A 26301-nucleotide genomic window follows, 5' to 3' on the forward strand; every position below is an offset into this window, starting at 1 on the left:
AAACGGGAAAGTTCAAGCTTCAAGATGAAGGAGCATTGTATGGCTGAATATATTACACATTCCAGAGAAGAGACCGTTGCGCTGGGCCGGAAGCTGGTGGCAGTGCTGCCGGACGGGGCCTTGATCGCCTTCACCGGCGGTCTGGGCGCGGGCAAGACCGCCTTTTGTGAGGGCCTGGCCGAGGGACTGGGCTGCACCGACCCGGTCAGCAGCCCCACCTTTGCCATCGTCAACTATTACCGCGGCCCCCGTCCGCTGGCCCACTTCGACCTCTACCGCATCTCCACCGAGAACGACCTGTGTGCCGCCGGTTTCTACGATTATCTGGATCAGGGTGCCATTGTGGCCGCTGAGTGGAGCGAAAACTTCGCCGATCTGCTGGCCCCGGAAAACCCGATCCACATCAACATTGACCGGGTGGATGACACCACCCGCCGCATCACCATCGAGGGGGTCAGCGTATGAATATCTTAGCCGTAGACACCGCCGGTAAAACACTGGGCGTGGCCCTGCTGCAGGACGACCGCCTGAAGTACGAGTGCTATCTGGACGGCGGCATGACCCACAGCGAGACCCTGATGCCGCTGGTGGATCACTGCCTGAAGCTGTGCGGCCTGACCTGTGCAGACATCGACCTGTTCGGTGTGAACGCAGGCCCCGGCAGCTTTACCGGCCTGCGCATCGGGCTGGCCGCCGTCAAGGGGATGGCTTTCCCCCGCGAGACCCTCTGTGCCCCGGTCTCCACACTGGAAGCGCTGGCCGCTGCCCACACCGGCAAGGGCACCGTGCTCTGTGCACTGGATGCCCGCCGTGCCCAGGTGTACAGCGCCGCTTTTGACCTGGCCACCCACACCCGCCTGCTGGATGACGATGCCCGTGCTGTGGCTGACCTTGCCCAATTTGTAGAAAATTGCAAAAAGCCCCTGTTTTTTGTTGGTGATGGCGCATCTCTGTGCTATAATAAATACAGCAATGTTCCGGGCGTGCTCACTGTTCCGCCGGAGCTGCGGGGCGGCCGGGCCGCTGCCGTGGCCCTGGTGGCCAAGCAGATGGCCCAGCGGGGCGAGGCCGTTCTGCCTGAGGCCCTGCTGCCGGATTATCACCGCCTGAGCCAGGCCGAGCGGGAACGCGCCGAGCGCCTTGCTGCCGAGGCCGCTGCCCGGAACAACGATACGGAAAACGGAAAGGATTGAAATTTCTCATGGCAAAACCCATTGCGCTTGCCGCCGACCATGGCGGTTTTGAACTGAAGGAAGCCGTCAAGGCTCACCTGGACGAGCTGGGGCTGGAGTATATCGACTTTGGCACCCACAGCACTGCCAGCGTGGATTACCCCGATATGGCACTGCCTGCCTGTGACGCTGTGGTCAGCGGCCAGTGCGACAAGGCCCTGCTGTTCTGCGGCACCGGTGTCGGCATCAGCATGGCCGCCAACAAGGTCAAGGGCATCCGCGCCTGCTGCTGCTCCGACAGCTTCAGCTGCGAGTACACCCGCCGCCACAACGATGCCAATGCCCTGTGCATGGGCGGCCGCGTTGTCGGCCCCGGCCTTGCCTGCCAGCTGGTGGATCTGTTCCTGAACACCCCGTTTGAGGGCGGCCGCCACGAAAAGCGCATTGCAAAACTGATGGCAATCGAAACCCGATAAACATAAAAAGGAGCGTGTATTTATGACCCCTATGATCGTTGAGCATCCCCTGCTGCAGCACAAGCTGAGCATCCTGCGCAACAAGCAGACCGGTACCAAGGAGTTCCGTGATCTGGTCGGCGAGATCGCAACCCTGCTGTGCTACGAGGCCACCCGTGACCTGCCCATGGAGGAGGTCGAGATCGAGACCCCCATCACCATGGCAAAGACCAAGGTGCTGGCAGGCCGCAAGCTGGCTCTGGTGCCCATCCTGCGTGCAGGCATGGGTATGCTGGACGGTATGCTGACCCTGCTGCCCGCTGCAAAGGTCGGCTTCATCGGCCTGTACCGCAACGAGGAGACCCTGCAGCCCGTGGAATACTTCTGCAAGCTGCCCCAGGATATCGCCGAGCGTGACGTTCTGGTTCTGGACCCCATGCTGGCAACCGGCGGCAGCGCCATTGATGCCATTACCCAGATCAAGAAGCACGGCGCAAAGCGCATCAAGTTCATCGGTCTGATCGCTGCTCCGGAAGGCATTGAGGCCCTGCACAAGGCTCACCCCGATGTTGACATCTACCTGGGCGCTAAGGACGACCACCTGAACGAGAACGGCTACATCGTTCCCGGCCTGGGCGATGCCGGCGACCGCATCTACGGCACGAAGTAAATCTGAATCAACAAAAAGTGGACGGTTCACACGAACCGCCCACTTTTTGTTTACTCAGATATTACCGCCCGCGGCCACCGCCGCCGCCATGGAAGGAGCCGCCGCCTGCGTGGAAGCTGCCGCCCCCGCCAAAGCTGCCGCCGGAGCGTCCGCCGCCCATGCCGCCGCCAAAAGAACCGCCGCCGAAGCCGCCGCCCCCACGGGGAGGACGCGGCCCACCGCCGCGGGGCGGTCTGGGCCCGCGCGGGCCACGGGGGCCACCGGGGCCCCAATCATCATACGGAGGTCTGCGCCGCCGTCTGCTGCCCAGGCCGTAGCCCAGCCCGAAACCGAAGAAGGGGCCAAACCCGCCGCCGCCAAAGCCGCGTCGGATGCCACCGAAGATGGAGGTCAGGGCAAACACCACGATCACCACTGCCAGAAGGGTGAGGAAGGGCGATTGATAGGATGCTGCCGGGGCCTCATAGTAATCATTTCCGTTGTTATAACCATCCGTATTGCCGTTGCTGACCATGCCGGTGGTCCCGCTCAGGGTCACACCGTAGAGATCGGCAATGGTGCTGGCCACATTGTTGGCACAGGTGGTCACAGCCGCGTCATAATCGCCCGCCGCGAAGGAATCCTCCATGGTCTGGGCAATGGCGCTGGCCTGCTTTTCCAGCGTGGTATTGCGGAAGCCGTCACCGGTGGCAAGGTAATAGTCGCCATCGGCGTACTGCTGGGACTGCATGACCAGCAGGATCAGCACACCGTTGTTTTTGCTGGAGCTGCCCAGCCCCCAGGTGTTGGCGGCCTGCACGGCGTAATCCTCCGTGGATAAACTTCCCGTATAATCCACTGTCAATACGCCGATCTGTGCACCCTCGCACTGCTGGGTGAGCTGTGCATTCAGGTTCTCAATGGCCGTTTTGGTGCTGCTGCTCAGGATGTTGGCATCATCCACCACGCACTGACTGCTGGGCAGATCGGGCAGCTGGGCCTTGGTGGCCGCAAAGGCGGCGGGCACCAGAGCCGTCAGGCTGACGGTCAGCACCACGAACAGGGCGCAGATGCGGGCGGCAAATCGTTTCATCGTTTTCATGCGAAGGGTTCCACCTCCTGTAGGCCGAACAGCCTGCCCAGCATACTGGCCGGGAAGCCGCCGACATCATTCTGATACTCATACACTGCATCATTGTACTGCAGGTTGCCAATGATGGTGTCTGCGCTGTTGAACTGGCCGTACTGGCCCTGCACTGCCCCCATCTTCATGGGGTCAGCGGCCTGCTCCTGCATTTTTGCATAGAGCTGGTCGATCACAGTGCCCAAAGCCTCATTGGCCTGATAGAGGGCGTGCATGGCACTGCCCTGATAATAGGGCAGCGAGGTCAGGGACTGCTTTTTGCTGCTGTTCTGCACTGCTTCCAGGCAGGCAGAAAAATCATCCAGCGCTGCCTGTGCGGCCTGCACCTCGGCGCTGTCGGCCTCCAGTGTGTTTGCGCCGGTGGTGATGATATTTGCCGCCGTGTTGGCACGGGTGGTCAGCTCCTCGCTCAGGGCATAACCGTTGTCGGCCGAAACGCCGGTGGTGAACCACTGGCGGGCCTCGTTATACTTGCCCCTGACCTTGGCACCGCCAAAGCCCACGAACGCCGCCAGCATCACCACCACGCTCAGCACAAGGGCTGTGCCCTGCTTTGCCAGTGCGGCGGGCAGCGCCTTTTCCAGCCCGGCCAGCTTCTGCTGCAAGGGGGTCAGGCGCACTGCCTCGGTGTCCGGGCGCTTTGCCTCGCGGTAGCTGCCGCTGTCAAAGCCGCCGGGCGTTTGATTCTGTTCTCTGGAAAAATCAGCGTTTGCCATTTCAGCTCCGGATCTCCATCATCTTTTGTTTCAGCTCGTCCTCGATGCGGGTCAGCTCCTGCTCGGCAGCCACACGCTTTGCGCGGCCCTCGGTCTGGATCTTGTTCAGCTCGTCCAGGGTCTCAATCAGGCTCTTGTTGGTCTGCTGCAGGGTCTCGATATCCACCACGCCGCGCTGGCTCTCCTTGGCGGTCTCGATGGTGCCCATCTTGAGGGCATCGGCATTCTTCTTGAGCAGGTCGTTGGTCATGTCAGTCACGGCACGCTCGGCCTGCATGGCCTTCTGAGTGTGGGCCAGACCCAGCGCCAGCACCATCTGGTTCTTCCACAGCGGGATGGTGTTGACGATGGTGGACTGGATCTTCTCAGCCATCATGGTGTTGTTGTTCTGCAGCAGGCGGATCTGGGGGCCCATCTGCAGGCTGATGTTCCGGGTCAGCTCCAGATCGTACAACTTTTTCTCAAAGCGCTCGCACTGGTCTGCCAGGTCGCGGGCGGCCTGAGCATCCTCGGGCAGGCCGGACTGCTTGGCCTTGTCCATAGCCTGCTGCAGCTCGTTTGCACGAACCTCGGCCAGCTTTTTCTTGCCGGCCAGGATATACATGCTCAGCTCCTTGAAGTAGGCCATGTTCAGCTCGTACATCTTATCCAGCATGGCGATGTCTTTCAGCAGCTGGACCTGATGGCCCTCCAGCATGGACTGAATGTTCTCCACGTTGGTCTCGGCCTTGTTGTACTTGGTCTTCAGGTTGTCCAGCTCATTGCCCTTCTTTTTGAAGAAGCCCAGAATGCCCTTCTGCTGCTCCTCATTGGCATCAAAGCTCTTCAGCTCCCCGATGAGGTTGGTGATCATATCACCCACCTCGCCCAGATCCTTGGTGGACACCTTGGCCAGAGCAGCCTCGGAAAAATCGCCGATCTTCTTCTGGCAGGCGGAGCCATACTGCAGCACCTGCTGGCTGTTGGTGATATCGATCTTTTCCGCAAAGGAATCCACCATTGCCTGCTCCTCAGGGGTCAGCTGCACCTCCGGCTGCTGGGCCGCAGGGGCGGGCTCGGGCTTTTTCTCCTCAGCTGCCTCCGGGGTGGGGTCCAGCGTCAGGGTGGGCACTGCAGGAGCATCGAGGTCGAAGTTCAGAGTGTTGTTGTCAGCCATTGTTGATTCCATCCTTTCCAATTACGACAGCGCCTGCCGCCTATCGGCGTGCGCTATTTTCTAACCGGTTTGCCAAGGGCTCCCCCTTCGGGGGAGCTGGCAAAGCCGTCAGGCTTTGACTGAGAGGGTTGTTACAATCCCTGCCCTTTCAGCATATTCTGCAAAACGGTCAGGTCTGCCGAGAGGTCCATGCTCTCGGCAGCATACAGGGCATCCAGCTGATTTTCAAATGCCGTGGCAATGGAGGCTGCGTTGTGCTCCACCTCCGCGCGGATGGAGGCGGCATTCTCGCCCCGCACCCCCTGCTTTGCCAGCTTGGCGTACTGCTGTAGCACGTTCACGGCATCGGGCAGATAGTAATTGGCGAACCGCCGCACCTGCTTTGCCTTGGCGGGGGTGGCTTCCACCGTTTCCACAATGGAGCGGCCTGCCTTTTCCATCCGGGCCATGGCGGCGGAGAGCTGCGGGTCCGGCAGGGCTTCGTTCAGGGCGTGGAGGGTGTCCAGCTGCTGCTGCATCTCGGTCAGCATGGCATCCACATCGTCCACGCCGGTATGGAAGGGCACTTCCTTCTCCACCACCCGGGGCGGGCAGATCTTTTTGGCCCCGGCAAAGGCCAGCACAGCCGCGCCCAGCGCCGCCAGCAGTGCCCACAGCCGATAGACCGGAAGCACGGCGCACAGCACCACAAATGCCAGCGCCGCCGCGTAGTACGGCAGGACACTGGGCTTCCGGGTGCGAATGATCTTGCTCATGGGTTCCTCCTTTTCCGGGAGCTGCGCCCCCTGTATCTTTCATAATAAATCCTTTTCCAGCGGGGCGCAAGCGTTTCACGAATTATTTACAGGTTTGAAATCGAAATGTCAAACCTCTCAGGCGCTTGCGCGCCAGCTCCCCTGATAGGGGAGCCCCTGGCATATCGGGTAAGTCCGCGCGGCATTCAAGGCAAAATCCAGTTCGACAATTCTTTCTGCCAGATCTCCCGTAATTTTTCCGGCCTGCAGGCGGCATTGGCGGGGCTGGTGCTGGGCAGCCTGACCGCCGGGATGCCGCTGACCGGCTCGAGATACTTTGTATAGATCTTATATGCCGTAGCTCCGTTGCAAAAAACAGCCTCAATGGGCGCTTTTGCCAGCAGACCGGCAATATCATTGGGCACCACGTCCCGGATGGACGCATCCGATGCGCCGGTGATGGTGCAACTTTCCAGCGTATCCCACAGGGCCAGCCCGTGGCGCAGGATGATCTGCTTTTTTGCTTCGATGTCCTCCCGGGCGGGCACAGGCTCCCCGGTCAGGGCCGCCAGCATGGGCCAGAAGCGGTTTTGCGGGTGGCCGTAGTAGAAGGACATTTCCCGGCTCTTGGGGCTGGGCCAAGTGCCCAGGATCAGCGCCCGGCTGTGCTCGTTGTAGACCGGTGCAAAGCTCACTGCTTTTCCTCCGTAGCTTCCATCTGGCCCCAGGGGGAGCCAAGTTCATGGCCCGAGGGCTCCGCACGGGGGCCGTTGAACCACAGCTCCTCAATGAGGGCGGCAAGGCCGTCCTCACGCACATCCCCGATGATGCGGTCTGCGGCTTCCTTGGCATCATCCGATCCGTTGGCCATGCAGCAGCCCAGTCCCGCCGCCTTCAGCATCCCCACATCATTGGCGGAATCGCCCGCCGAAACAGCATCGGCCAGCGTCAGGCCCACAGTTTCACACAGGTCAGCCAGACCCACCCCCTTATCAATGCCCTCCCGGACGATATCATAGCAGTGCCAGCTGCCCTCCCGCACAGCACCCACCATCATAAAACGGAGGTTCAGGTGGCCGTACTTCCGGTTGAACGCCTCCAGCGCCTCATCGGGCAGGCAGGCAAAGGCGGCATGGGGCATATCGATGAGATGGCGGTCCTGATCCTCGCCGTCCTTGCAGGTCAGGCCGCTGCCGCTCAGCTGGGCGTAGAAATCCCGTAAGCTCTCGTATTCGCAGTAGGCATAGTAGCCATCCCGGAAATTGAACTGCAGGGGGTAGTTGTAATCCTCGCAGAAATCCACCAGGGCGTACATTTCCTCATTGGTCATCGGGTGCTCGGCGATGATCGCACCGTCCCTGTCCACCACGCAGGCTCCGTTGTTGGTGATGGCGTAGTCGAACCGGATGCCGCCCAGCTGCTGCTTGTTGATCGCGCAGTAGCCGCGGCCGGTGCTCAGCACAAATTTGCCGCCTGCAGCCTGCATCTTTTTCACGGCCTTGACCACCGCCGGGTGGGGGCAGGGCTCACCAAAGGGAACAAGGGTATTATCGAAATCGCTTGCCAGAAGTTTATATTGCATAGTTGCTCCTATTTCAGCATCCTCACCCTCTCAGGCCGCTTCGCGTCCAGCTCTCCCAAAGGGAGAGCTTTTGACATAATAGGAAACTTCCCAAAGACTGTCAAGACCTCCCACTTTGGGGGAGGTGGCATCGCGCAAGCGATGACGGAGAGGGTGAGCCATTTTATCGTTTTGATACTGTCTAGTATAACACAAAACGCCGCTCCGGGATATCCCGAAACGGCGTTTTGACTGAATATTTTACTTTAACCGAAAATGGCTACCACGATCTGGATCCCAACACCCACAGCCGCACCGGCAGCCCAGGTCAGGCCGGTGATAAAGAGGTTCTGCTTCCAGGAGGGGTTTGCCCGCCAGAGAACGGCCAGGCCCACGCCCGCGCCGGTGCACAGACCTGCCACCAGACTGGAAAAGCGGAGGGCTCCCTCCACATAGAGCTGGGTCAGCAGGACGCTGGCGGCACAGTTGGGGATCAGCCCCACCAGTGCGGCCACCACCGGCTGGAAGAAGCCCATCCGGCCCAGAGCGTCGGCAAAGACATCCTCACCCACGCCCTCCACAATGAGGCCGAACACCAGACTGAACACAAAGATGAACACGAAGATCTCCAGCGTGTGGCGAAGGGCGGCTTTCCAGATGGGGGCGGGCTTACCCTCCTCATCGCTGTGCTCCTCGTGGCAGTCGATCTCATCGGCGCTGCCGGTATAGCCGCCCCGCAGGCTCCTGGGCAGAACGCCCCGCAGGACAAAATCCAGCACCAGGCCCACCGCAATGGCGTAGAGCACCTTGATGACCATGAGCAGCACCAGCTTATCCCAGTAGGCAGGCATGGAAACCAGCAGCGGAACCGCTTCATCACTGGTGGCGAGGAACACGGCCATCAGCGTGCCCAGGCTGATGACCCGGGACGCATAGAAATTGGACGCAATGGCAGAGAAACCACACTGGGGCACACAGCCCAGCAGCGCCGCCGGAACAGAGCCCCAGCGCCCGCCCCCCGCCAGGATGGCTTCGATGCGCTCGCCGTGGCGGTTCTCCACATATTCAATGAACAGATAGGCCAAAAACAGGAAGGGCAGCATCTTGGCGGTGTCCACCAGAGATTCGCCCAGAACATCCAGAAACAATTCCATTTGATACTCCAAAAACAACTGTAATGTGCTTTATTGCAGTAAATTGCAATCAATTTGCATTTTCGTGCAATGGAGATTATACACGCTTCGGATGCAAATTGCAAGAGGAATTTGCAAAAAGTTTGCATTTTTGTTTTTGGGAGAACGAAAATGCCCTCTCCGTCAAGGCCGCAGGCCTTGCCAGCTCCCCCTTCGGGAGAGGTGGCAGCGCGTTCACGCTGACAGAGAGGGCGATTCATTTCAGATCAGATCTCGGCCAAAATCGCATCGCCCATGGCGGTGCAGCCCAGGCAGGTGCAGCCTTCGCTCATGTTGTCTGCCGTGCGCAGGCCCTTGTCCAGCACCTTGTTCACGGCGTTCTCAATGGCATCGGCTTCCTCAGTCATGCCAAAGGAGTAGCGCAGCATCATGGCGGCAGAGAGGATGCAGGCGGTGGGGTTGACGATATCCCTGCCCGCAATGTCGGGGGCCGAGCCGTGAATGGGCTCGTACAGGCCCCGGGTGCCATCGCCCAGAGAGGAGGACGGGATCATGCCGATGGAGCCGGTGATCATGGAAGCCTCGTCCGACAGGATATCGCCGAACATATTCTCGGTGACGATGACATCGAACTGCGCGGGATTCTTTACGATCTGCATGGCACAGTTGTCCACGAACATCTCGCTGTACTCCACGTCCGGGTACTCGGCCTGCAGGCGGTGCATCACACTGCGCCACAGGCGGCTGGTGTCCAGCACGTTGGCCTTATCCACACAGCAGAGCTTTTTGCGGCGTTTCTGGGCAGTCTCGAAGCCGATGCGGCCAATGCGCTCGATCTCGTGCTCAGAGTAGGGCATGGAGTCGATGGCCTGCTTCTCGCCGTTCTCGAGGGTGTGGGTCTCGTGCTTGCCGAAATACACGCCGCCGATCAGCTCCCGCACGATGATGAAGTCAATGCCCTGTGCCACGATCTCAGGCTTCAGGGGGCTGGCCGGGGCCAGCTGGGGCCAGATCTTGGCGGGGCGGTTGTTGGAGTACAGGCCCATGCCCGCGCGCAGACGCAGCAGACCCTTTTCCGGGCGCTGCTCACCTGGCAGGCCCTCCCACTTGGGGCCGCCCACGGCACCCAGCAGGACACTGTCCGCAGCAAGGCACTTGTCCAGCTCGTGCTGAGGCAGCGGGTCGCCGTACTTGTCAATGGCTTCGCCGCCCATGGCGGCATCGGTATAGTGGAAGGTGTGGCCGTACTTTTCGGCCACCTTATCAAGCACCCGGATGGTCTGTTTCACGATCTCGGGGCTGGAGCAGTCGCCCCAGATGACAGCAATGTTTTTTTCCATAGTTCTAAATTCTCCTCAACAGCTTCTTACCCAAACCCCTCAGTCGCTTGCGCGACAGCTCCCCTAGTATGGGGAGCCCTTGGCATAAAGGGGAACTCGCAGAGCTTTCCGCAACGCCAGAGCCGCCCCTACTTAGGGGCGGTGGCAATGCGTCAGCATTGACGGTGGGGTTTATTTCTTGGTCAGCGACTTCATCAGGCCACCGTCGGCAATGATCTTCTGGATAAACGGCGGGAAGGGTTCCGCCTGGAAGGTCTTGCCGGTGGTCTCATCGGTGATGAGGCCGGTAGTAAAATCCACGCTGACGGTATCCCCTGCGCTGATGGAATCCACAGCCTCGGGGCACTCCATAATGGGCAGGCCGATGTTGATGCTGTTGCGGTAGAAGATGCGGGCAAAGCTCTTGGCAATGACCACCGAGATGCCCGCGGCCTTGATGGCCACGGGGGCGTGCTCACGGGAGGAGCCGCAGCCGAAGTTCCAGCCGCCCACCATGACATCGCCATCCCTGACGTTCCGGACAAAGTCCTTGTCGATATCTTCCATGCAGTGGCTGGCCAGCTCCTTGGGGTCCTGGGTGTTCAGGTGGCGGGCCGGAATGATGACATCGGTATCCACGTTATCCGGGTATTTGAAAACAGAACCTTTTGCGTTCATCGTTGTTTCTCCTTTTCGATCAGACCGTGCGGGGGTCGGTGATATAGCCGGTCAGGGCGCTGGCAGCGGCAGTGGCCGGGCTTGCCAGATAGACTTCGCTCTTGACATGGCCCATGCGGCCCACAAAGTTGCGGTTGGTGGTGGAGACACAGCGCTCCCCCTCGGCCAGGATGCCCATGTAGCCGCCCAGGCAGGGGCCGCAGGTGGGGGTGGACACGATGCAGCCCGCATCAATAAAGGCCTCGGTCCAGCCGCGCAGGATGCACTCCTTATAAACTGCCATGGTGGCCGGGATGATGATGCCCCGCACACCCTTGGCAATGTGTCTGCCCTTGAGGATGTTGTAAGCGGCCTCCATATCCTCCAGACGGCCATTGGTGCAGCTGCCGATGACCACCTGATCGATCCGGATGTCCTTTCCCTCGCTGGCGGGGTGGGTGTTCTCCGGCAGATGAGGGTAGCTGACCGTGGGCTCCAGCTTGTCCAGGTCAATCTCGATGGTCTTTTCGTATTCGGCATCCGGGTCGGCCTCGTAGTAGACCGGGGTACGCTGGCTGCGGCCGTTCAGATACGCTCTGGTGACCTCGTCCACAGGGAAGATGCCGTTCTTGGCACCGGCCTCAATGGCCATGTTGCAGACGCAGAGGCGATCCTCCATGGTCAGGGAAGCCACGCCCGGGCCAGTGAATTCCATGGACTTGTACAGTGCGCCGTCCACACCGATCATGCCGATGATGTGCAGGATCAGGTCCTTGCCGGATACGCGGGGGCTGAACTTGCCCTTGAGCACAAACTTGATGGCAGAGGGGACCTTGAACCATGCCATGCCGGTGGCCATACCGGCGGCCATATCGGTGGAGCCCACACCGGTGGAGAATGCGCCCAGTGCACCGTAGGTACAGGTGTGGCTGTCGGCACCGATGATGCAGTCACCGGCGGTCACGATGCCTTTTTCGGGCAGGAGGGCGTGCTCAACACCCATCTGACCCACATCGTAGAAGTTGAGGATATCATACTTGTTGGCAAACTCGCGGCACTGCTTGGACTGGGTTGCGCTCTTGATGTCCTTATTGGGGACGAAGTGATCCAGCACGATGGCAATGTGCTCTTTGTCGAACACGCCATCAAAGCCTGCCTTCTCAAACTCGTTGATGGCGACCGGGGTGGTGATATCGTTGCCCAGCACGATATCGAGCTTGGCATTGATGAGCTGGCCTGCCTTGACCTCCGGCAAGCCCGCATGTGCGGCCAGAATCTTCTGCGTCAGAGTCATTCCCATAATACTCTCTCCTTTTATTTTCCATGGTCACGCTGTCCTTCGTACAACCTCTCAGTCTCGCATTCGCTCGACAGCTCCCCTAGTAGGGGAGCCCTTGGCATTGCGTAAAGCCTTGCCTCTTTGCCAAGGCCTCTCCTACTAGGAGAGGTGGCAATGCGTTAGCATTGACGGAGAGGTTGAACAGAGTATCCGTTCATCATTTACTGTTAATTGCCGAAACCAGTGCCTTGATGCCGGCGACGATGATATCGGTGTCGGTGCCGGCACCCCAGGTCATGCTGCCATCGCCCCAGGCAAGGCCCACATAGGAAGCTGCACGGGAGGTGCTGCCCTCGTCCAGGCTGTGCTCCGAGTAGCTTTCCAGATGGAAATCCATCCCGGTGGCGCTCTGGATGGCGTTGGCCACAGCATCCAGACGACCATTGCCCACCGAAGTGACCACCTTACGCTGACCGTTCAGGTCCAGGGTGACCGTGGCGGTAATGCCGTTGACCTGTGCAAAGTGGGCCTCCACCACACAGAGGGGCTTTTCGCGGTTGAGGAAGCTCTCCTCGAAGATGCGGAGCACCTCGCCTGCACTCAGCTCCTTGTGGCTGTGGTCGGACACGCTCTTGACCTTGTAGCCCAGCACCTCGCGCATCTTGGGGGGCAGGTTATAGCCGTAGTTCTGTTCCAGCACAAAGCCGATACCACCCTTGCCGCTCTGGCTGTTGATGCGGATGACATCGGCATCATAGGTACGGCCGATATCGTGGGGGTCGATGGGGATGTAGGGGCAGGTCCAGCGGTGCTCGCCCCGCTCCTTGCGGTAGGCCATGCCCTTTGCAATGGCATCCTGATGGCTGCCCGAGAAGGCTGCAAACACCAGCTGACCGGCGTAGGGGGTGCGCTCGTAGATGTGCATCCGGGTCACGCGCTCGTAGGTAGCGCAGATGGCGGGCATATCGGAAAAGTCCAGTCTTGGGTCTACGCCGTGGCTGTACAGATTCATGGCCAGAGTCACGGCATCCACGTTGCCGGTGCGCTCACCGTTGCCGAACAGGCAGCACTCCACGCGCTGAGCACCGGCCAGAACGGCCATTTCGGCGCAGGCAACACCGGTGCCGCGGTCGTTGTGGGGATGGGTGGAGATAATCACGCTGTCACGGTACTTGAGGTGCTTGTCGCAGTACTCGATCTGGTTGGCGTAGACATGGGGCATACTCATTTCGACTGTAACAGGCAGGTTGATGATCATGGGGCGGTCAGGCGTGGGCTGCATGATATCCAGCACTGCGTTGCAGACCTCCACAGCATAGTCCACCTCGGTGCCGGTAAAGCTCTCGGGGCTGTACTCAAACAGGAAGTTGCCCTCGTACTCCTGGCTCAGCTGTTTGACCAGCTTTGCGCCGTCGGTGGCGATCTTCTTGATCTCTTCCCTGCTCTTGTGGAACACCTGCTCGCGCTGGGCCACAGAGGTGGAGTTGTAGAAGTGGATGACCGCGCGGGGGGCACCCTTGACAGCCTCAAAGGTCTTGCGGATGATGTGGTCGCGGCACTGGGTCAGCACCTGCACGGTCACATCCTCCGGGATCATGTTTTTCTCGATCAGGGTGCGCAGGAACTCGTACTCGGTATCGCTGGCGGCGGGGAAACCCACCTCGATCTCCTTGAAGCCGATCTTCACCAGCATCTGGAAGAACTCCAGTTTTTCCTCCAGGCTCATGGGCACGATCAGAGCCTGATTGCCGTCGCGCAGATCCACACTGCACCAGGCCGGGGCCTTTTCAATGTGATCCTTCTTCACCCAGCTGTCATAACCGGCAGGGACAGGGTAATATCCCGGTGCGTACTTGGTTGCGTCCATCATTCTCGTTTCCTCCAGATCCTACACTTACTTAAAATTAAACCTCTCAGTCTGCGCTTTGGCGCAGCCAGCTTCCCTAGTAAGGGAGCTAAATAGATGTAAAAAAGGCCCTCGTCTCCAAGGCGATAAGCCTTGAGAGACGAGGGCCTGTCATTTTTTCTAACAGAGCACCCGTGGTACCACTCTCTTTGCTGGAAAACCAGCCACTCACACGATCAGCTTTTGGCGGCGAATCGCTGCCCCGGTAACGGTGGGCATCCGTCAGAGCCTACTCTCCGTTCAGCTCTGCCGCTCAGGGGCCAGTAGCCGAAACCCTCTGCACTGCCTTGCACCACCCGGCAGCTCTCTGAAGCAGAAGAAGATCGTTTTTTCCCCGTCAACGCATTTGGTCTTTGTGTTTCAAAGTGAGCTTATTGTACCAAACGTCGGATTTGCTGTCAAGAAGTTTGGCTCATATCAAAAATGAAACAAATTCACATCAGGAACGGCACAATTTTCCAAATTTTGCGCTTTCTGCATCGAATCGCAGAGCGCTGGGGAAGCGGGGGATGCCCACGCAAGTGAAGTCGGGTTGCGGCTCCCAGCATTCGCATCGCTTACGCTTGCGTCTTGCTGGCCGCGGCCCCAACAACAGTTCCCTGCATCCGCCACTGGCGGCGGTCGCTGTCGTTGCAGGCCATTCCATCGCCCGCCCTATTGCCTGCGGCAACAGGGTCCCACCCCAGCGGACACTTGCTTAGGGCATTCCCCCGCTTTCCTCCCGCCAGGCTTCGGGGTTTGTTAAGAATCTGGGAAGTTTTTGGAAACAAGCCCTCGAAAAGCTTTTTTGTTAATTTTCGTTGTGTTAAGATAAGCTTATCGAAAGAATAAGGCCCCTGACCGATTTGTCAAAGGCTCTCCCTTTGGGAGAGCTGGCTGCGAAGCAGACTGAGAGGGCGAGGCCGTTTACCGAGGAGGAAATCCTATGAAAGAAGTCAAGACACCGCGCAAGCCGTTGGCGATCTACTACGCCATCGTGCTGCTGATGCTGCTGCTCCTCAACCTTGTGCTGCTGCCGTGGATGGAGGAGCGCCAGATCAAAGAGGTGGACTACGGCACCTTTATGACCATGACCGAGGAGAAGAACATCGGCCGTGTGGACATTGAATCCAACCAGATCATCTTTACCGATAAGGACGAGACGCAGGTCTACAAGACCGGCCTGATGAACGACACCGGCCTGACCGAGCGGCTGTACGATGCCGGAGCCACCTTCTCCAGCGAGATCGTGGAACAATCCTCGCCGGTGCTGAGCTTTTTGATCTGGTTCGTCCTGCCCATCATCCTGTTCTCGGCCATCGGCAACCAGATGAACAAAAAGCTGATGGAAAAGGCCGGCGGCGGCCCGGGCTCCATGATGTTTGGCGGCATGGGCAAATCCAACGCCAAGGTCTATGTGCAGTCCACGGCAGGCATCCGCTTTGCGGATGTAGCCGGCGAGGACGAGGCCAAGGAAAACTTACAGGAAGTCGTCAACTATCTGCACGACCCCAGCAAGTATGAGAGCATTGGTGCCAAGATGCCCAAGGGCATCCTGCTGGTGGGCCCTCCGGGCACCGGCAAGACCATGCTGGCCAAGGCTGTGGCCGGTGAGTCCAACGTGCCCTTCTTCTCCATCTCCGGCTCCGAGTTCGTGGAGATGTTCGTGGGCATGGGTGCCTCCAAGGTGCGCGACCTGTTCAAGCAGGCCAAGGAGAAAGCGCCCTGCATCGTGTTTATCGATGAGATCGATGCCATTGGCCAAAAGCGCAGCGGCGGCCAATACGGCGGCAACGATGAGCGCGAGCAGACCCTGAACCAGCTGCTGACCGAAATGGACGGTTTTGAGGGCAACACCGGTGTCATCATTCTGGCCGCCACCAACCGTCCCGAATCCCTTGACCCTGCCCTGACCCGCCCCGGCCGCTTTGACCGCCGAGTGCCCGTGGAGCTGCCCGACCTCAAGGGCCGCGAGGAGATCCTGAAGGTCCACGCTAAGAAGGTTGCGCTGGCCCCGGGCATCGACTTTACCACCGTGGCCCGGATGGCCTCCGGCGCGTCCGGTGCCGAGCTGGCCAACATCGTCAACGAAGCCGCGCTGCGGGCCGTCCGTGCAGGCCGCAAGAGCGTGACCCAGTCTGACCTGGAAGAGAGCATCGAGGTGGTCATTGCAGGCTACCAGAAGAAGAACTCCATCCTGACCGACCACGAAAAGTGCATCGTAGCCTACCATGAGATCGGCCACGCTCTGGTCGCCGCCAAGCAGACCCACTCCGCCCCCGTGCAGAAGATCACCATCATCCCCCGCACCTCGGGTGCTCTGGGTTATACCATGCAGGTGGACGAGGGCAACCACTACCTGATGAACAAGGAGGAGCTGGAAAACAAGATCGCCACTCTCACCGGCGGACGTGCCGCCGAGGAAGTGGTGTTCCACTCCATCACCACCGGCGCTTCCAATGATATCGAACAGGCCACCAAGCTGGCCCGCGCCATGCTGACCCGCTACGGCATGAGCGATGAGTTTGACATGGTGGCACTGGAGACCGTCAACAACCAGTATCTGGGCGGCGACACTTCTCTTGCCTGCTCTGCCCAGACCCAGTGTGAGATCGACCAGAAGGTGGTGGAGCTGGTCAAGGCCCAGCACGCCAAGGCTGTGCAGATCCTGACCGACAACCGCGCAAAGCTGGATGAGCTGGCCCAGTATCTGTACCAGAAAGAGACTATCACCGGCGATGAGTTCATGGAGATCCTGAACAGGGAAGGTTAAACCCCACCGTCAATGCTTCGCATTGCCACCGCCCCTAGCAGGGGCGGCTCTGGCGCTACGTAGAGCCCTGCGAGTTCCCCTTTATGCCAAGGGCCCCACTATTAGGGGCAACAGTAACAACCGCCGCCAGTGGCGGATAAAGGGCGTTGCTGTTGGGGCCGCGGCCAGCAAGACACAAGTGTTGTTTACAACACGAAGTGGATGCTGGGTGCCGCAACCCGGACCTGTCACGCGGAGCGTGACTGAGGGGTTTAACGTTCCATAAAAATTTCCTTCCCCCTGCAATAAACAAGCCGCCCGTTCCGTATTCATTACAGAACGGGCGGTTTTTCGTCCATAGTACAGGAGGTATATTTCTTATGAAGATTCTGAATACAATGCTGGGCCGTCAGGCCATTGCCGCAGCCCTGGTGCTGTCCCTTGCCATCCCCATGAGCGTCGGCGCATTTGCCGAGGAGCCTGCCGCTGCGGCTGCCGCCGATGACACCGTTGTTGCAGGCTACCTGCCCCCGCAGGACGAAAGCGTGATGCTTCAGGGCGAGATCGCGCTGCACAGCGGCGACGTTGCCGTGGGCGAGACCGACCCCGCCTACGGCGGCTACGGCGCACCGGAGGGCGACCCCATTCAGGGCGACATCATGCTGATCTCCGCTGACGAGGCAAAGACCACCGAAGCCCGGTACACCGTCAAGGGCCTGCTGGGCCGTCAGGTCCTTTACACCGCCCGGCAGGAGGGCCGTGTCCTGACGCTGGACGTTCCGGACTGCGCCGCCACCTTCCGCACCACCATTCAGGACATGAAGGCCCTGATGGAGCAGGGCGTGTCCACGCTGGTGCTCACCACGGAGAAGGGTTCCACCACCCTGAACCTTTCCCTGCTGTGCGAGGGCCAGACCGACACCCAGCGGGTGGTGCTGCGGCAGCTTGGCGGCAGCGCTTTCCTGACGGTCGGCCTGCGCTGCCGCCGCGACCTCATCGTGGGCCGCTGAGTGGGGTGTGTTCCCCTTTCCCGCTGCAATACACGCTGATAGCAGAAGCCCCCCGCCGGTTCTCTCGGCGGGGGGCTTCTGTTGTGGCAGCTTATGGTAAACGGAGAGTGGATATCAATTGAGAATGGGATTCAGGATCTCGACCAGTGCATGATACTGGGTGGCGTAAGCTTCTGCGCCGTCCTTGGGGCGGCCCGGCTCGGCCATCTCGGACTTCATCTTCTCGACGATCGGGTTATTCTCAAATTGGAGCTTCTGGCTCTTACCGCCTTTGGCTCCTGGTGCAAAGAAATCAAACATTGCCAGGTGGGGCTCCAGCGTCAGGAAGCCGTGGTAGCCCTCCTCGCAGAAAGCACGGCGAAGCAGCTCAGGAATCTTGCCAAGGCCGGTGCCTGCGGGCACATTCAGCAGGTAGCCGGGCAGAGCATCCTTGATGTGGATATAAACGATCTGGTCATGGAGCAGTTCCCAGCACTCCGCGGTGTCCTGCTCACACTGGACAAAGTTGGCAAAATCGAACGCCGCCTTGAAGTGGGGACAGGCCAGCCGGTCGAACAGCAATTTGCAGCGGGCACCGGTGTCTCCGTAGATGCCCTTCTCATTCTCATGGAGCAGGACAATGTCATGCTTTTCCGCGATCCGGATAAACTGACGCAGCTTATCCAGCACCACATCGGTATAGCTGTCTGCATCGGCATCCTTGGGGATGAGGAAGCTGAACATCCGGATGAAGGAGCAGTCCAGCAGCTTGGCCGTTTCGCAGAGTGTTTCCAGCTGCTCCAGCTGCTTGGCAAAGCCCTCTTCATCGTCCACCTCCACCTTGCCGATGGCCGTACCCAGGCTGGAAACGCCCACACCTGCGGCCCGCAGCTTTGGCAGAAGAACGGTGCGCACTTCCTCAGGGGTGTAATCGGCAATGCCCTTGTGCTCGGCGCTGCGGATGCAGATATACTTCATCCCCAGATCCGTCACAGTTTTGAGCTGCTGGTCAAAGTCCTGGCTGATCTCATCCGCAAAACCGGAAATTTTTTCGTAAACGCTCATAAGACACACCTCATTCAACGATCTTTGTTTTCCGAACTTAACAGCACTGTTTCTGGCTTGTAGTATACCACTCTTCCGGGAGCTGTGTTATAATAAATCGAAGGAAAATATCAAAATTCAAAGAACGTTCATAAATTCAACGCAACTGCCAAACAAGGAGGCAAGTTCTTGTGCAATTCAACGAGAAAGAAAAAGTTCTCCAACTTTTTTCAGAGAGCGGACGGGAAAACGCGGAGGGCTATTTGGAAGCCTGTTCAAGCAGCAGGAGGGGCTGACACCCCGCCAGTACCGCCTGCAGCAGCGGCAGCTGGGAAAATAACAGCAGAAGCCCCCCGCCGGGAGAACCGGCGGGGGGCTTCTCTGTATGCGAATGAGGAGTTACTTCTTTGCCAGGTACTTACGGATATCGATGGCCACAGCCACGATGATGACAAGGCCCTGGACGATATAGGTGTAAGAGGAGTTGACGTTCATAAACTGCAGAGCGACCTTCATCAGCTCAAAGACCAGAACGCCGACCAGAATGCCGGGCACGGTGCCGACACCGCCGGTGGTAGAAACGCCGCCGATGGTAGAAGCCGCAATGGCATCCAGCTCATAGCCCATTGCAGTGTTGACGGATGCGCCGCCGGACTTTGCAGCCAGCAGGCAGCCTGCCAGACCAAACATGCAGGAGGCCAGGATGTAGATGCGAATCTTGGTGGCGTAAACGTTGACACCGGCAACCTCAGCAGCAGCCTCGTTGCCGCCGATGGCGTACATGTACTTGCCGTGACGGGTCTTGTTGTACAGGAACCAGAAGCACACAGCTACGACCAGGGCGATCCAGATCAGCACGGGGACCTTCAGGATGGTGTTGGAGGCCAGAGAGGTAAAGTTCTTGTTCAGGGAGCCGATGGGGGTACCGCCGGTGTAGACCAGGCAGATACCGTAGACGACCTGCTGCATACCCAGAGTTGCGATAAAGGGCTGGACCTTCAGGTAAGAAACGACCAGACCGTTGCACAGACCCACGATGGCGCAGATGGCAATGACCAGAATGAACACCACAGGGGTGGGCAGAGTGGGCATGTTGGGGTAGAACTTACCGGCAGCGCCCTCGGTCTGCGCAAAGATGCAGGCCAGGCAGGCAGCAAAACCAGCCAGACGGCCTGCGGACAGGTCGTTGCCGGTGGTGATCAGACAGCCGGAGATGCCCAGCGCGATGATGTAGCGGATGGACACGTTCTTGAACAGGTTGATCAGGTTTGCAGGTGCAAAAAAGTTCGGATGGATGATGCCGACGAACAGAGAGACGAGCAGCATCAGAACGATAATGGCGTTGTTGCCCAGCCATTTCTTTACGGATTTACCCGTTAATTTCTTGGTAGCTTCCACAATAGACAGCCTCCTTGTTTACTGATTGGCCGCTGCCGTTTCGGGCGCGGTCTCAAACTGGGTAGCCAGCTCCATGATGTTCTCCTGGGTCGCGTCCTTGCCGTCGATGAAGCCGGTGACGCGGCCATCGCACATGACCATGACGCGGTTGGACATACCAATGATCTCGCTCATTTCAGAGGAGATCATAATGATGCTCTTGCCCTGCTTGGCCAGATCGGCAATGATGCAGTAGATCTCGTACTTTGCACCAACGTCGATGCCGCGGGTGGGCTCGTCCAGGATCAGGACATCGGGGTTATTTGCCAGCCAGCGGGCGATCAGCACCTTCTGCTGGTTGCCGCCGGACAGGCTCTTGATCTGGGTCTTGGGGCTGGGCACCTTGATGGCCATCTTTTCCTTATTGGTCGCCACCAGATCCAAAATCTTCTTGTCATCCAGCATGATGGGGCCCTTGCGCAGAGCGTCCAGCGATGCAATGGAGATGTTGTCGGCCACGCTCAGCACACCCATGATGCCGGTTGCGCGGCGGTCCTCGGTCAGCAGAGCCACGCTCTTCCGGATGGCATCGCGGGGCTGCTTGATGTTGACCTCTTCGCCCTTGATCCACACCCTGCCGGAGGTGTGTGCACGCAGACCAAAGATGCCTTCCATCAGCTCGGTGCGCTGTGCGCCCACCAGACCGGCCACGCCCAGGATCTCGCCCTTTTTCAGCTCAAAGCTGCAGTGGCGGAAGGAGCGCGGATGGATGGAGGTGAAGTCCTCCACCTTCATCATCACTTCCTCGGAGGGGTGGTTCTCCAGCGGCGGGAACAGATTGGACAGCTCACGGCCGACCATCTTGGCGATGATCTGCTCCTTGGTCATGTTGGCAACGTCCCACTTGCCGATGTAATGGCCGTCACGCATGATGGTCACTTCGTCAGCAATGACCTTGATCTCATCCATCTTGTGGCTGATGTAGACCAGTGCAACGCCCTGCTCCTTCAGCTCACGCATGATACGGAACAGCGATTCCACTTCGTTGGCGGTCAGGGAGGAGGTGGGCTCGTCCAGGATCAGCACCTTGCAGTTTGCGGAAACAGCCTTTGCAATTTCCACCATCTGCATCTGGGCAATGCTCAGGCTGCCCAGCTTTGCGTGGGAATTGATCTGCAGCTTCAGCTTCTTCAGCAGTGCATCGGTATCGGCATACATTTTGCTGTGGTCCACAATGGTGATGGGGCCAATCTTTTTGGTGGGGTAGCGGCCCAGCCAGATATTCTCAGCCACGGTACGGGCCGGAATGGGCTGCAGCTCCTGATGCACCATGGCAATGCCGCGGCCCAGTGCTTCCAACGGGTTCGCAATAACGACCTTTTCTCCCTCGTATTCGATCTCGCCCTCGTCCATCTTGTAAATGCCGAACATGCACTTCATCAGGGTGGACTTACCGGCACCGTTTTCGCCCATCAGGGCCATCACTTTACCGGGGCGGAGCTCCAACTGCGCGTGGTCCAGCGCTTTTACGCCGGGGAAGGTCTTGACCACGCCTTTCATTACCAGACGGTATTCTGACATTCCGCAGAGCCTCCTTATCTTGCAATTTGCAGGCCGCGCGGTGCGTCCTTTCTAAAAGAAGGCGCGTGCGCCCGAGAGAAATCTCGCACGCACGCGCTTTTAAGCTTTTACCAAGCCATAGGACTCACTGCGTACCTTGCAAACGTGAGTTTTGTGCTACAGGAATTAGAGGTACTGTGCTGCGTTCTCGGTAGTGACCTTGACGTAGTCGACCCAGTAGTACTCCTCAACGTCCTTGCCCTCAACAAACAGCTGAGTAGCCTCGGCAGCCTTGGTAGCCTGGCCCACGTCGTCGTTCAGAACGGTACCGGTCATCTTGCCGTCAACAACGTTCTGGACAGCCTCTTTCAGTGCGTCAACACCGACCAGGTAGATGTCCTTGCCAACGGTACGGCCAGCCTGCTCGATGGACTGCAGAGCGCCCAGAGCCATTGCGTCGTTGTTGCAGAACACAACTTCGATCTTCTCGCCGTACTGTGCCAAAGCGTTTGCAACGTCCTGCTGTGCGGTGGTCTGATCCCAGTTGTCCAGGTACTCGTACAGGCACTCCACTTCCTTGCCGGCATCGGTCAGAGCCTTGATGGAGTACTCAGTGCGGTACTGAGCATCGATGTTCTCGGGGTCGCCCTTGCACATGATGTAGGTGATCTTGCCGTCGCCGTTGATATCGCCCTGGGTCTCGGTCTCCAGGATCAGCTCGCCCTGGTAAGTACCGGACTGACGTGCGTCAGCGCCAACGTAGCAGCACTTGCCTGCGTAGGAATCCAGAACAGCCTTTTCGGGCTCACGGTTGATGAAGACGATGGGAGTCTCGGAGGGCTTGATGGTATCAACGATGGTCTGTGCAGAGGTGGTCTGAACAGGGTTGATGATCAGAACGTCAACGCCCTGCTGCAGGAAGGTGTTGATCTGCTCGGTCTGGGTGTTCTGGTCGTTCTTGCCGTCAACGATGGTCACGGCGTAGCCCTTGTCCTTCAGGTACTCTTCCAGGTCGGTGCGGTACAGGGTCATAAAGTTATCAGCAAACTGATAGATGCAGACACCGACGTTTGCGCTGCCGGTTGCAGCCTCAGAAGAAGCAGCTGCAGAGGAAGCGGCGGTAGAGGAAGCAGCAGTGGAGCTGGAGGAGCCGCCGCAGGCGGTCAGAACGCCGGCAGCACCCACAACAGCAGAAGCCTTCATAAAGTCACGACGGGAAATCATTTTCATAATCTTGTTCTCCTTCATTCGCATATCACAGCATCTCATGGAATATACTTACATGTATGTTCCATGGTTTCTGTTTGTATTATAACCGTCTGGAAAATCATTCGCAATGGGACAAGTTCACAAGATTCCGGTCATTTCTTTGTGCATTCTTCACAGTTGATATTGTTGTGTACAACATTCTTTTTGCTATCAAGTACAAAATCAGTCGAAAATGCAACATACATCCAAATTCCATGCCAAAAATCCATAAATCCTTTCAAAATGGTTACAACATCGTTCTGTTCATGCAACAAATTTCTCTGTACAGAAAATGCCCGTTTTTTCCCGGGAGTTTTGCACAAAACGTACATTTCCGGGAAAAACCGGGCATTTTTTTCATTTTTCACTTTTCTTTGTGTTCGCGGCGGTAGCGGGTGGGGGTGACACCCAGCGTCTTTTTGAAGATCTTTGTAAAATAATTCACGTCCAGAATGCCCACTTCCTCGGCCACGGCGGCAATGGTGTGGTTGTTCTGCACCAGCAGCTGGGCCGCGCGGTTGACGCGCTGGGTGTTGATATAATCGATCAGAGTGCTGCCGGTCTCCTGCTTGAACAATGCCGACAGGTACGATGGGCTGATGAAGCACATTGCGGCCAGACTTTTCAGTGTCAGCGGCTCGGCCACGTTCAGGTTGACGTAGTTCATCACCTTCTGCACCGCGGGCGAATACTCCTTCAGCGAGTAGCGGCGGACATAGGCACAGTAATCCCGCGTCATCTGCCACATCATCTCGTTGGGCACCTCGTTGGCTTCCTCAATGATGCGGCTGTACTTACTGGAAATGGCATCAATATAATAGGGATGCACCTTGCTGGGTTCAATGGCCTTGCGCAGCAGGGTGTTCAGCACGATCATCTTGTTCTTCTGCTGGTAGAGCGTCCCCTCGAACCGGCCGCCATAGGTAAAGCGGGAGTGCTGGTGCATGGCCTCGATGGCGGCTTCTTCATCGCCCCGGGCCACCGCGTCCAGAATGCGGTTCTCCGATTCATACCGCTGCTCCAGCATGGTGACCGGGATCTCCTTCTGGAACTCCGGCTCGTGGAAATAGCGGGTATCCGGGTGGAACTGGAAGGGCAGGAATTCCTTCAGCTCCTGCACCGGGACAGTGCAGCCGAACATCGTATCCACCACAACCCGCAAGGCTCCATAGAAATCACTGGCCTCCAGGATCTTCACGCCGTTGTAGTACTCCTGCACAGCGGCCTCTCCGGCTTCCCCCAGATAGCGCCTGACCCATTTGCGGGCGCTCGGGGTGCGGGGGCCCACCGTCCAGGGGCCAATGAGAAAGACCGTGTTTTTTTCATCGGGGATGCGGAACAGGGCAAAGTGCAGCTCAAAGGTGCCCTCCACCAGCAGCAGGGTATTTTCAGGGGTGCTGTCCAGCAGCAGCTGGCCGAACTCCTGCCAGTCGAACTGGGGGTCCAGCGATCGCCGCAGGCCGTAGTCAAACTCTTCCAACCCCTCAAAGGGCGGGGTGACCCGCCGGGTCGGGATATTCTGCACCGCTGCCAGCTTTGTAAGGATCTGCAAAGGATCCACCCGCATCGTACACCGCTCCTTTTTCCTGTTGTTCCGCTCGTGCCATTGTGTCATTCCTGATATATTAGTATACATCAATTTTGAAGCAGAAACAAGCCGCCCACAGGAATTTCCCGTGGGCGGCTTGATCCGTTTCCTTACTTATTATGGCGCTGTGCCAGTGCGGCCACGTTCTCCTCCACCTTCTGTTTGGTCAGGGGGTAGATGAAGAACAGGCTCAGGGCCACGGCCACGAAGCCGATGGCGGGGGCAATGCAGGAGATGTTGAAGATGCCCATGGTGACCTCCGGGTCAAAGGCAGTGGCAGCGCTGTAACCGATCATGGTCAGCAGGCCGCCGGTCAGGCCGGAAGAGAACGCCTGACCCAGCTTGCGGGCAAAGGAGTAGACCGCATAGATGGTGCCGTCCTCACGGATGCCGTTGCGGACCTCGGAATCATCGATGACATCGGTGATCATTGCCCAGATGATGGTGTTGAAGAAGCCCAGGCAGATGAAGGCGGCGCAGAAGAAGCCGACATAGACCCAGACATTGGCGGGCTTGAGAACAAAGCAGATGACCTCCAGCACCGTGGCCACGATGCAGGATACGGTGGCCAGCTCTTTTTTACCGAACCGGTTGGCCAGCTTGGAGGCAAAGGGTGCGCAGACGAGCAGGATCAGCACGCTGCTCAGCAGAGAAGCGGTAGACTGGGCGGCGGCGCTGCCGTAGAAGTTGGGGAACACATAGCCTGCCATGCCCTGCATGGTCAGCATGGCCAGCAGCAGGAAGAGGGCGGCAGCAATGATGCCCAGCAGGGCACGGTTGGTGAACACGCTCTTGAGCATCTTGCCAATGTCCATCTTGCTGTTGTTGGCGGGCACATCCACACGCTCACGCACCAGGTTGAAGCAGAGCAGGTAGCAGAGGATGGCGCAGACAGAGAAAACGCCTGCAATGATGGTCATGCGGCTGCCGGAGAGGATCGTCTGGCCATTGACGGTGACGTAAGCCACCATGGGGGTGCCAACGCCGATCACAAGGCTGGCCAGGGTGCTGCCGATGGTACGCCAGGTGGACAGCTCTGCGCGATCCTTGGGGTCAGCAGAGATGGCGGAGGCCATGGAGCCGTAAGGGATGTTGACGGAGGTGTAGAAGATAGAGCCCCACAGGATATAGGTCACAAAGAGCCATGCCACCTTGAAGCCGTAGGACATCCCGGCCAGACCGGACTGGAAGATGAGGAAGGATGCGATGGCCACAGGGCCGCACATCCGCTTGAGCCAGGGGCGGAACTTGCCGTCCTTGGTGGGCTTGGAGCGGTCCACGATCTGGCCCATGGTCACATCGGTAAAGGCATCCACAAAGCGGGCGATCATCATGATCATGCCCACAACACCGGCGCTCACGCCCATCACGTCGGTATAGAACTTCATCAGGAAGCTGGACGACAGGATAAAAGTAAAATCGTTGGCGAAATCGCCGAACATATAGCCGACCTTGTCCCGCATCCCAAACGGGGTGGTCTTTTGCATTTCATTTGCCATTGTATTCTCCTTCGGTGGTCAATTCAAGCGGTACAGCGTCTCTTCTGCTGTATCCAAGTTTGTACTCCAATATTATGACAAACTTTTATCAAAAAATGTTAGAATATTTTTTAGGTGAATTCGTACAATTTTAAGGTATTGTTTTTGTACATTTTCACAGTTCGTTCACATTCTGTTTTTCCCTCTTTTTCCCAGCATTCACTTTTTATGGCATCTTTTACGGAAGTTTTTAAATCAGGCCGGAGATAATAGGTATTCTGCCCAGAGCAGCGCCTGTTTTCCTGAAAAAAGTCTGGATTTATTCAAAAATCTTTCTATCTCTTTTATAAAATTTCTGTCATACTGGATATAAAGACAACAAACGCCCCTGTGGCACGCAAAATG

The 26301-nt window shown here is 58.3% G+C and carries 23 protein-coding genes and 1 other annotated feature; of the genes, 6 read left to right on the top strand and 17 right to left on the bottom strand.

Annotated elements, in window-relative coordinates:
* The first annotated feature begins 39 nt into the window (after positions 1-39).
* Genes tsaE through upp form a run of 4 tightly spaced genes read left to right on the top strand, consistent with a single transcriptional unit; the run spans position 40 to position 2297 of the window.
* Positions 40-465 (top strand): tRNA (adenosine(37)-N6)-threonylcarbamoyltransferase complex ATPase subunit type 1 TsaE, encoded by a 426-nt coding sequence (tsaE, locus tag P0G09_RS05310; RefSeq protein WP_275252137.1) that lies wholly within the window; start codon positions 40-42, stop codon positions 463-465.
* Positions 462-1193 carry a tRNA (adenosine(37)-N6)-threonylcarbamoyltransferase complex dimerization subunit type 1 TsaB gene (gene tsaB, locus P0G09_RS05315; protein WP_275252138.1) on the top strand — a complete coding sequence of 244 codons (732 nt, stop codon included), beginning with the start codon at positions 462-464 and terminating at the stop codon, positions 1191-1193. The genes tsaE and tsaB overlap by 4 nt, the downstream gene beginning before the upstream one ends.
* An 8-nt stretch (positions 1194-1201) precedes the next feature.
* Positions 1202-1648 (top strand): ribose 5-phosphate isomerase B, encoded by a 447-nt coding sequence (gene rpiB / locus P0G09_RS05320; protein ID WP_005931511.1) that lies wholly within the window; start codon positions 1202-1204, stop codon positions 1646-1648.
* Between the two features lie 22 nt (positions 1649-1670).
* Positions 1671-2297 (top strand): uracil phosphoribosyltransferase, encoded by a 627-nt coding sequence (gene upp / locus P0G09_RS05325; RefSeq protein ID WP_035393712.1) that lies wholly within the window; start codon positions 1671-1673, stop codon positions 2295-2297.
* Positions 2298-2358: 61 nt separating this feature from the next.
* Here the strand turns inward: upp and P0G09_RS05330 are convergent, their stop codons facing one another.
* The 11 genes from P0G09_RS05330 to P0G09_RS05380 form a co-directional block, all read right to left on the bottom strand.
* Positions 2359-3378, bottom strand: a complete 1020-nt coding sequence (locus P0G09_RS05330) for a TPM domain-containing protein (RefSeq protein ID WP_275252139.1) — start codon at positions 3376-3378, stop codon at positions 2359-2361.
* On the bottom strand, positions 3375-4136 hold the full coding sequence (locus tag P0G09_RS05335) for a LemA (protein ID WP_275252140.1): 762 nt from the start codon (positions 4134-4136) through the stop codon (positions 3375-3377). The genes P0G09_RS05330 and P0G09_RS05335 overlap by 4 nt, the downstream gene beginning before the upstream one ends.
* Before the next feature lies 1 nt (position 4137).
* A complete protein-coding gene (locus tag P0G09_RS05340; protein ID WP_005931526.1) occupies positions 4138-5292 on the bottom strand; it encodes a toxic anion resistance protein in 1155 nt (384 codons plus the stop codon).
* Positions 5293-5423: 131 nt separating this feature from the next.
* Complete coding sequence (locus P0G09_RS05345; RefSeq protein ID WP_275252141.1) at positions 5424-6047, bottom strand: 5-bromo-4-chloroindolyl phosphate hydrolysis family protein; 624 nt, start codon at positions 6045-6047, stop codon at positions 5424-5426.
* Positions 6048-6232: 185 nt separating this feature from the next.
* Complete coding sequence (locus P0G09_RS05350; protein ID WP_098924614.1) at positions 6233-6721, bottom strand: DNA-deoxyinosine glycosylase; 489 nt, start codon at positions 6719-6721, stop codon at positions 6233-6235.
* Positions 6718-7608, bottom strand: coding sequence for a Cof-type HAD-IIB family hydrolase (locus tag P0G09_RS05355; RefSeq protein ID WP_275252142.1), 891 nt, complete (start codon positions 7606-7608; stop codon positions 6718-6720). The genes P0G09_RS05350 and P0G09_RS05355 overlap by 4 nt, the downstream gene beginning before the upstream one ends.
* 245 nt (positions 7609-7853) lie before the next feature.
* Positions 7854-8741 (bottom strand): putative manganese transporter, encoded by an 888-nt coding sequence (locus P0G09_RS05360; protein ID WP_097773501.1) that lies wholly within the window; start codon positions 8739-8741, stop codon positions 7854-7856.
* A 245-nt stretch (positions 8742-8986) separates the two neighbouring features.
* Positions 8987-10060 carry a 3-isopropylmalate dehydrogenase gene (gene leuB / locus P0G09_RS05365; RefSeq protein WP_097770460.1) on the bottom strand — a complete coding sequence of 358 codons (1074 nt, stop codon included), beginning with the start codon at positions 10058-10060 and terminating at the stop codon, positions 8987-8989.
* Positions 10061-10231: 171 nt separating this feature from the next.
* A complete protein-coding gene (gene leuD / locus P0G09_RS05370; RefSeq protein WP_156058482.1) occupies positions 10232-10717 on the bottom strand; it encodes a 3-isopropylmalate dehydratase small subunit in 486 nt (161 codons plus the stop codon).
* Between the two features lie 19 nt (positions 10718-10736).
* Positions 10737-11996: a 3-isopropylmalate dehydratase large subunit gene (leuC, locus tag P0G09_RS05375; RefSeq protein WP_156065633.1), complete on the bottom strand. Its 1260-nt coding sequence runs from the start codon at positions 11994-11996 to the stop codon at positions 10737-10739.
* A gap of 196 nt (positions 11997-12192) precedes the next feature.
* A complete protein-coding gene (locus P0G09_RS05380) occupies positions 12193-13845 on the bottom strand; it encodes a 2-isopropylmalate synthase (RefSeq protein ID WP_275252143.1) in 1653 nt (550 codons plus the stop codon).
* A 129-nt stretch (positions 13846-13974) separates the two neighbouring features.
* Positions 13975-14231 (bottom strand) — a binding site (T-box leader).
* A 575-nt stretch (positions 14232-14806) separates the two neighbouring features.
* Between P0G09_RS05380 and ftsH the strand changes: the two genes are divergently transcribed.
* Both ftsH and P0G09_RS05390 read left to right on the top strand, forming a co-directional pair.
* Positions 14807-16633 (top strand): ATP-dependent zinc metalloprotease FtsH, encoded by a 1827-nt coding sequence (ftsH, locus tag P0G09_RS05385; protein ID WP_275252144.1) that lies wholly within the window; start codon positions 14807-14809, stop codon positions 16631-16633.
* A gap of 359 nt (positions 16634-16992) precedes the next feature.
* Positions 16993-17622, top strand: coding sequence for a transcriptional regulator, IclR family protein (locus P0G09_RS05390; protein WP_275252145.1), 630 nt, complete (start codon positions 16993-16995; stop codon positions 17620-17622).
* Positions 17623-17736: 114 nt separating this feature from the next.
* Here P0G09_RS05390 and P0G09_RS05395 read toward each other — a convergent pair whose 3' ends face one another.
* The 6 genes from P0G09_RS05395 to P0G09_RS05420 all read right to left on the bottom strand — a co-directional run bounded on the left by P0G09_RS05395 (position 17737) and on the right by P0G09_RS05420 (position 25917).
* Positions 17737-18666 (bottom strand): TIM barrel protein, encoded by a 930-nt coding sequence (locus tag P0G09_RS05395; RefSeq protein ID WP_275252146.1) that lies wholly within the window; start codon positions 18664-18666, stop codon positions 17737-17739.
* A gap of 378 nt (positions 18667-19044) precedes the next feature.
* A complete protein-coding gene (locus tag P0G09_RS05400) occupies positions 19045-20043 on the bottom strand; it encodes a beta-methylgalactoside transporter (RefSeq protein WP_005931572.1) in 999 nt (332 codons plus the stop codon).
* Between the two features lie 18 nt (positions 20044-20061).
* Positions 20062-21603, bottom strand: a complete 1542-nt coding sequence (locus tag P0G09_RS05405) for a sugar ABC transporter ATP-binding protein (RefSeq protein WP_005931574.1) — start codon at positions 21601-21603, stop codon at positions 20062-20064.
* A gap of 165 nt (positions 21604-21768) precedes the next feature.
* On the bottom strand, positions 21769-22812 hold the full coding sequence (locus tag P0G09_RS05410; RefSeq protein WP_243136771.1) for a substrate-binding domain-containing protein: 1044 nt from the start codon (positions 22810-22812) through the stop codon (positions 21769-21771).
* Positions 22813-23194: 382 nt separating this feature from the next.
* Positions 23195-24397 carry an AraC family transcriptional regulator gene (locus P0G09_RS05415; RefSeq protein ID WP_156058488.1) on the bottom strand — a complete coding sequence of 401 codons (1203 nt, stop codon included), beginning with the start codon at positions 24395-24397 and terminating at the stop codon, positions 23195-23197.
* Positions 24398-24528: 131 nt separating this feature from the next.
* The gene (locus P0G09_RS05420; RefSeq protein ID WP_156070457.1) at positions 24529-25917 is read right to left on the bottom strand and encodes a glycoside-pentoside-hexuronide (GPH):cation symporter; all 1389 of its coding nucleotides are present in this window, start codon (positions 25915-25917) and stop codon (positions 24529-24531) included.
* Positions 25918-26301: the final 384 nt, after the last annotated feature.

Origin of the sequence: Faecalibacterium sp. DFI.5.82 (assembly GCF_029076575.1) — a bacterium.
Lineage (GTDB): Bacteria > Bacillota > Clostridia > Oscillospirales > Ruminococcaceae > Faecalibacterium > Faecalibacterium duncaniae.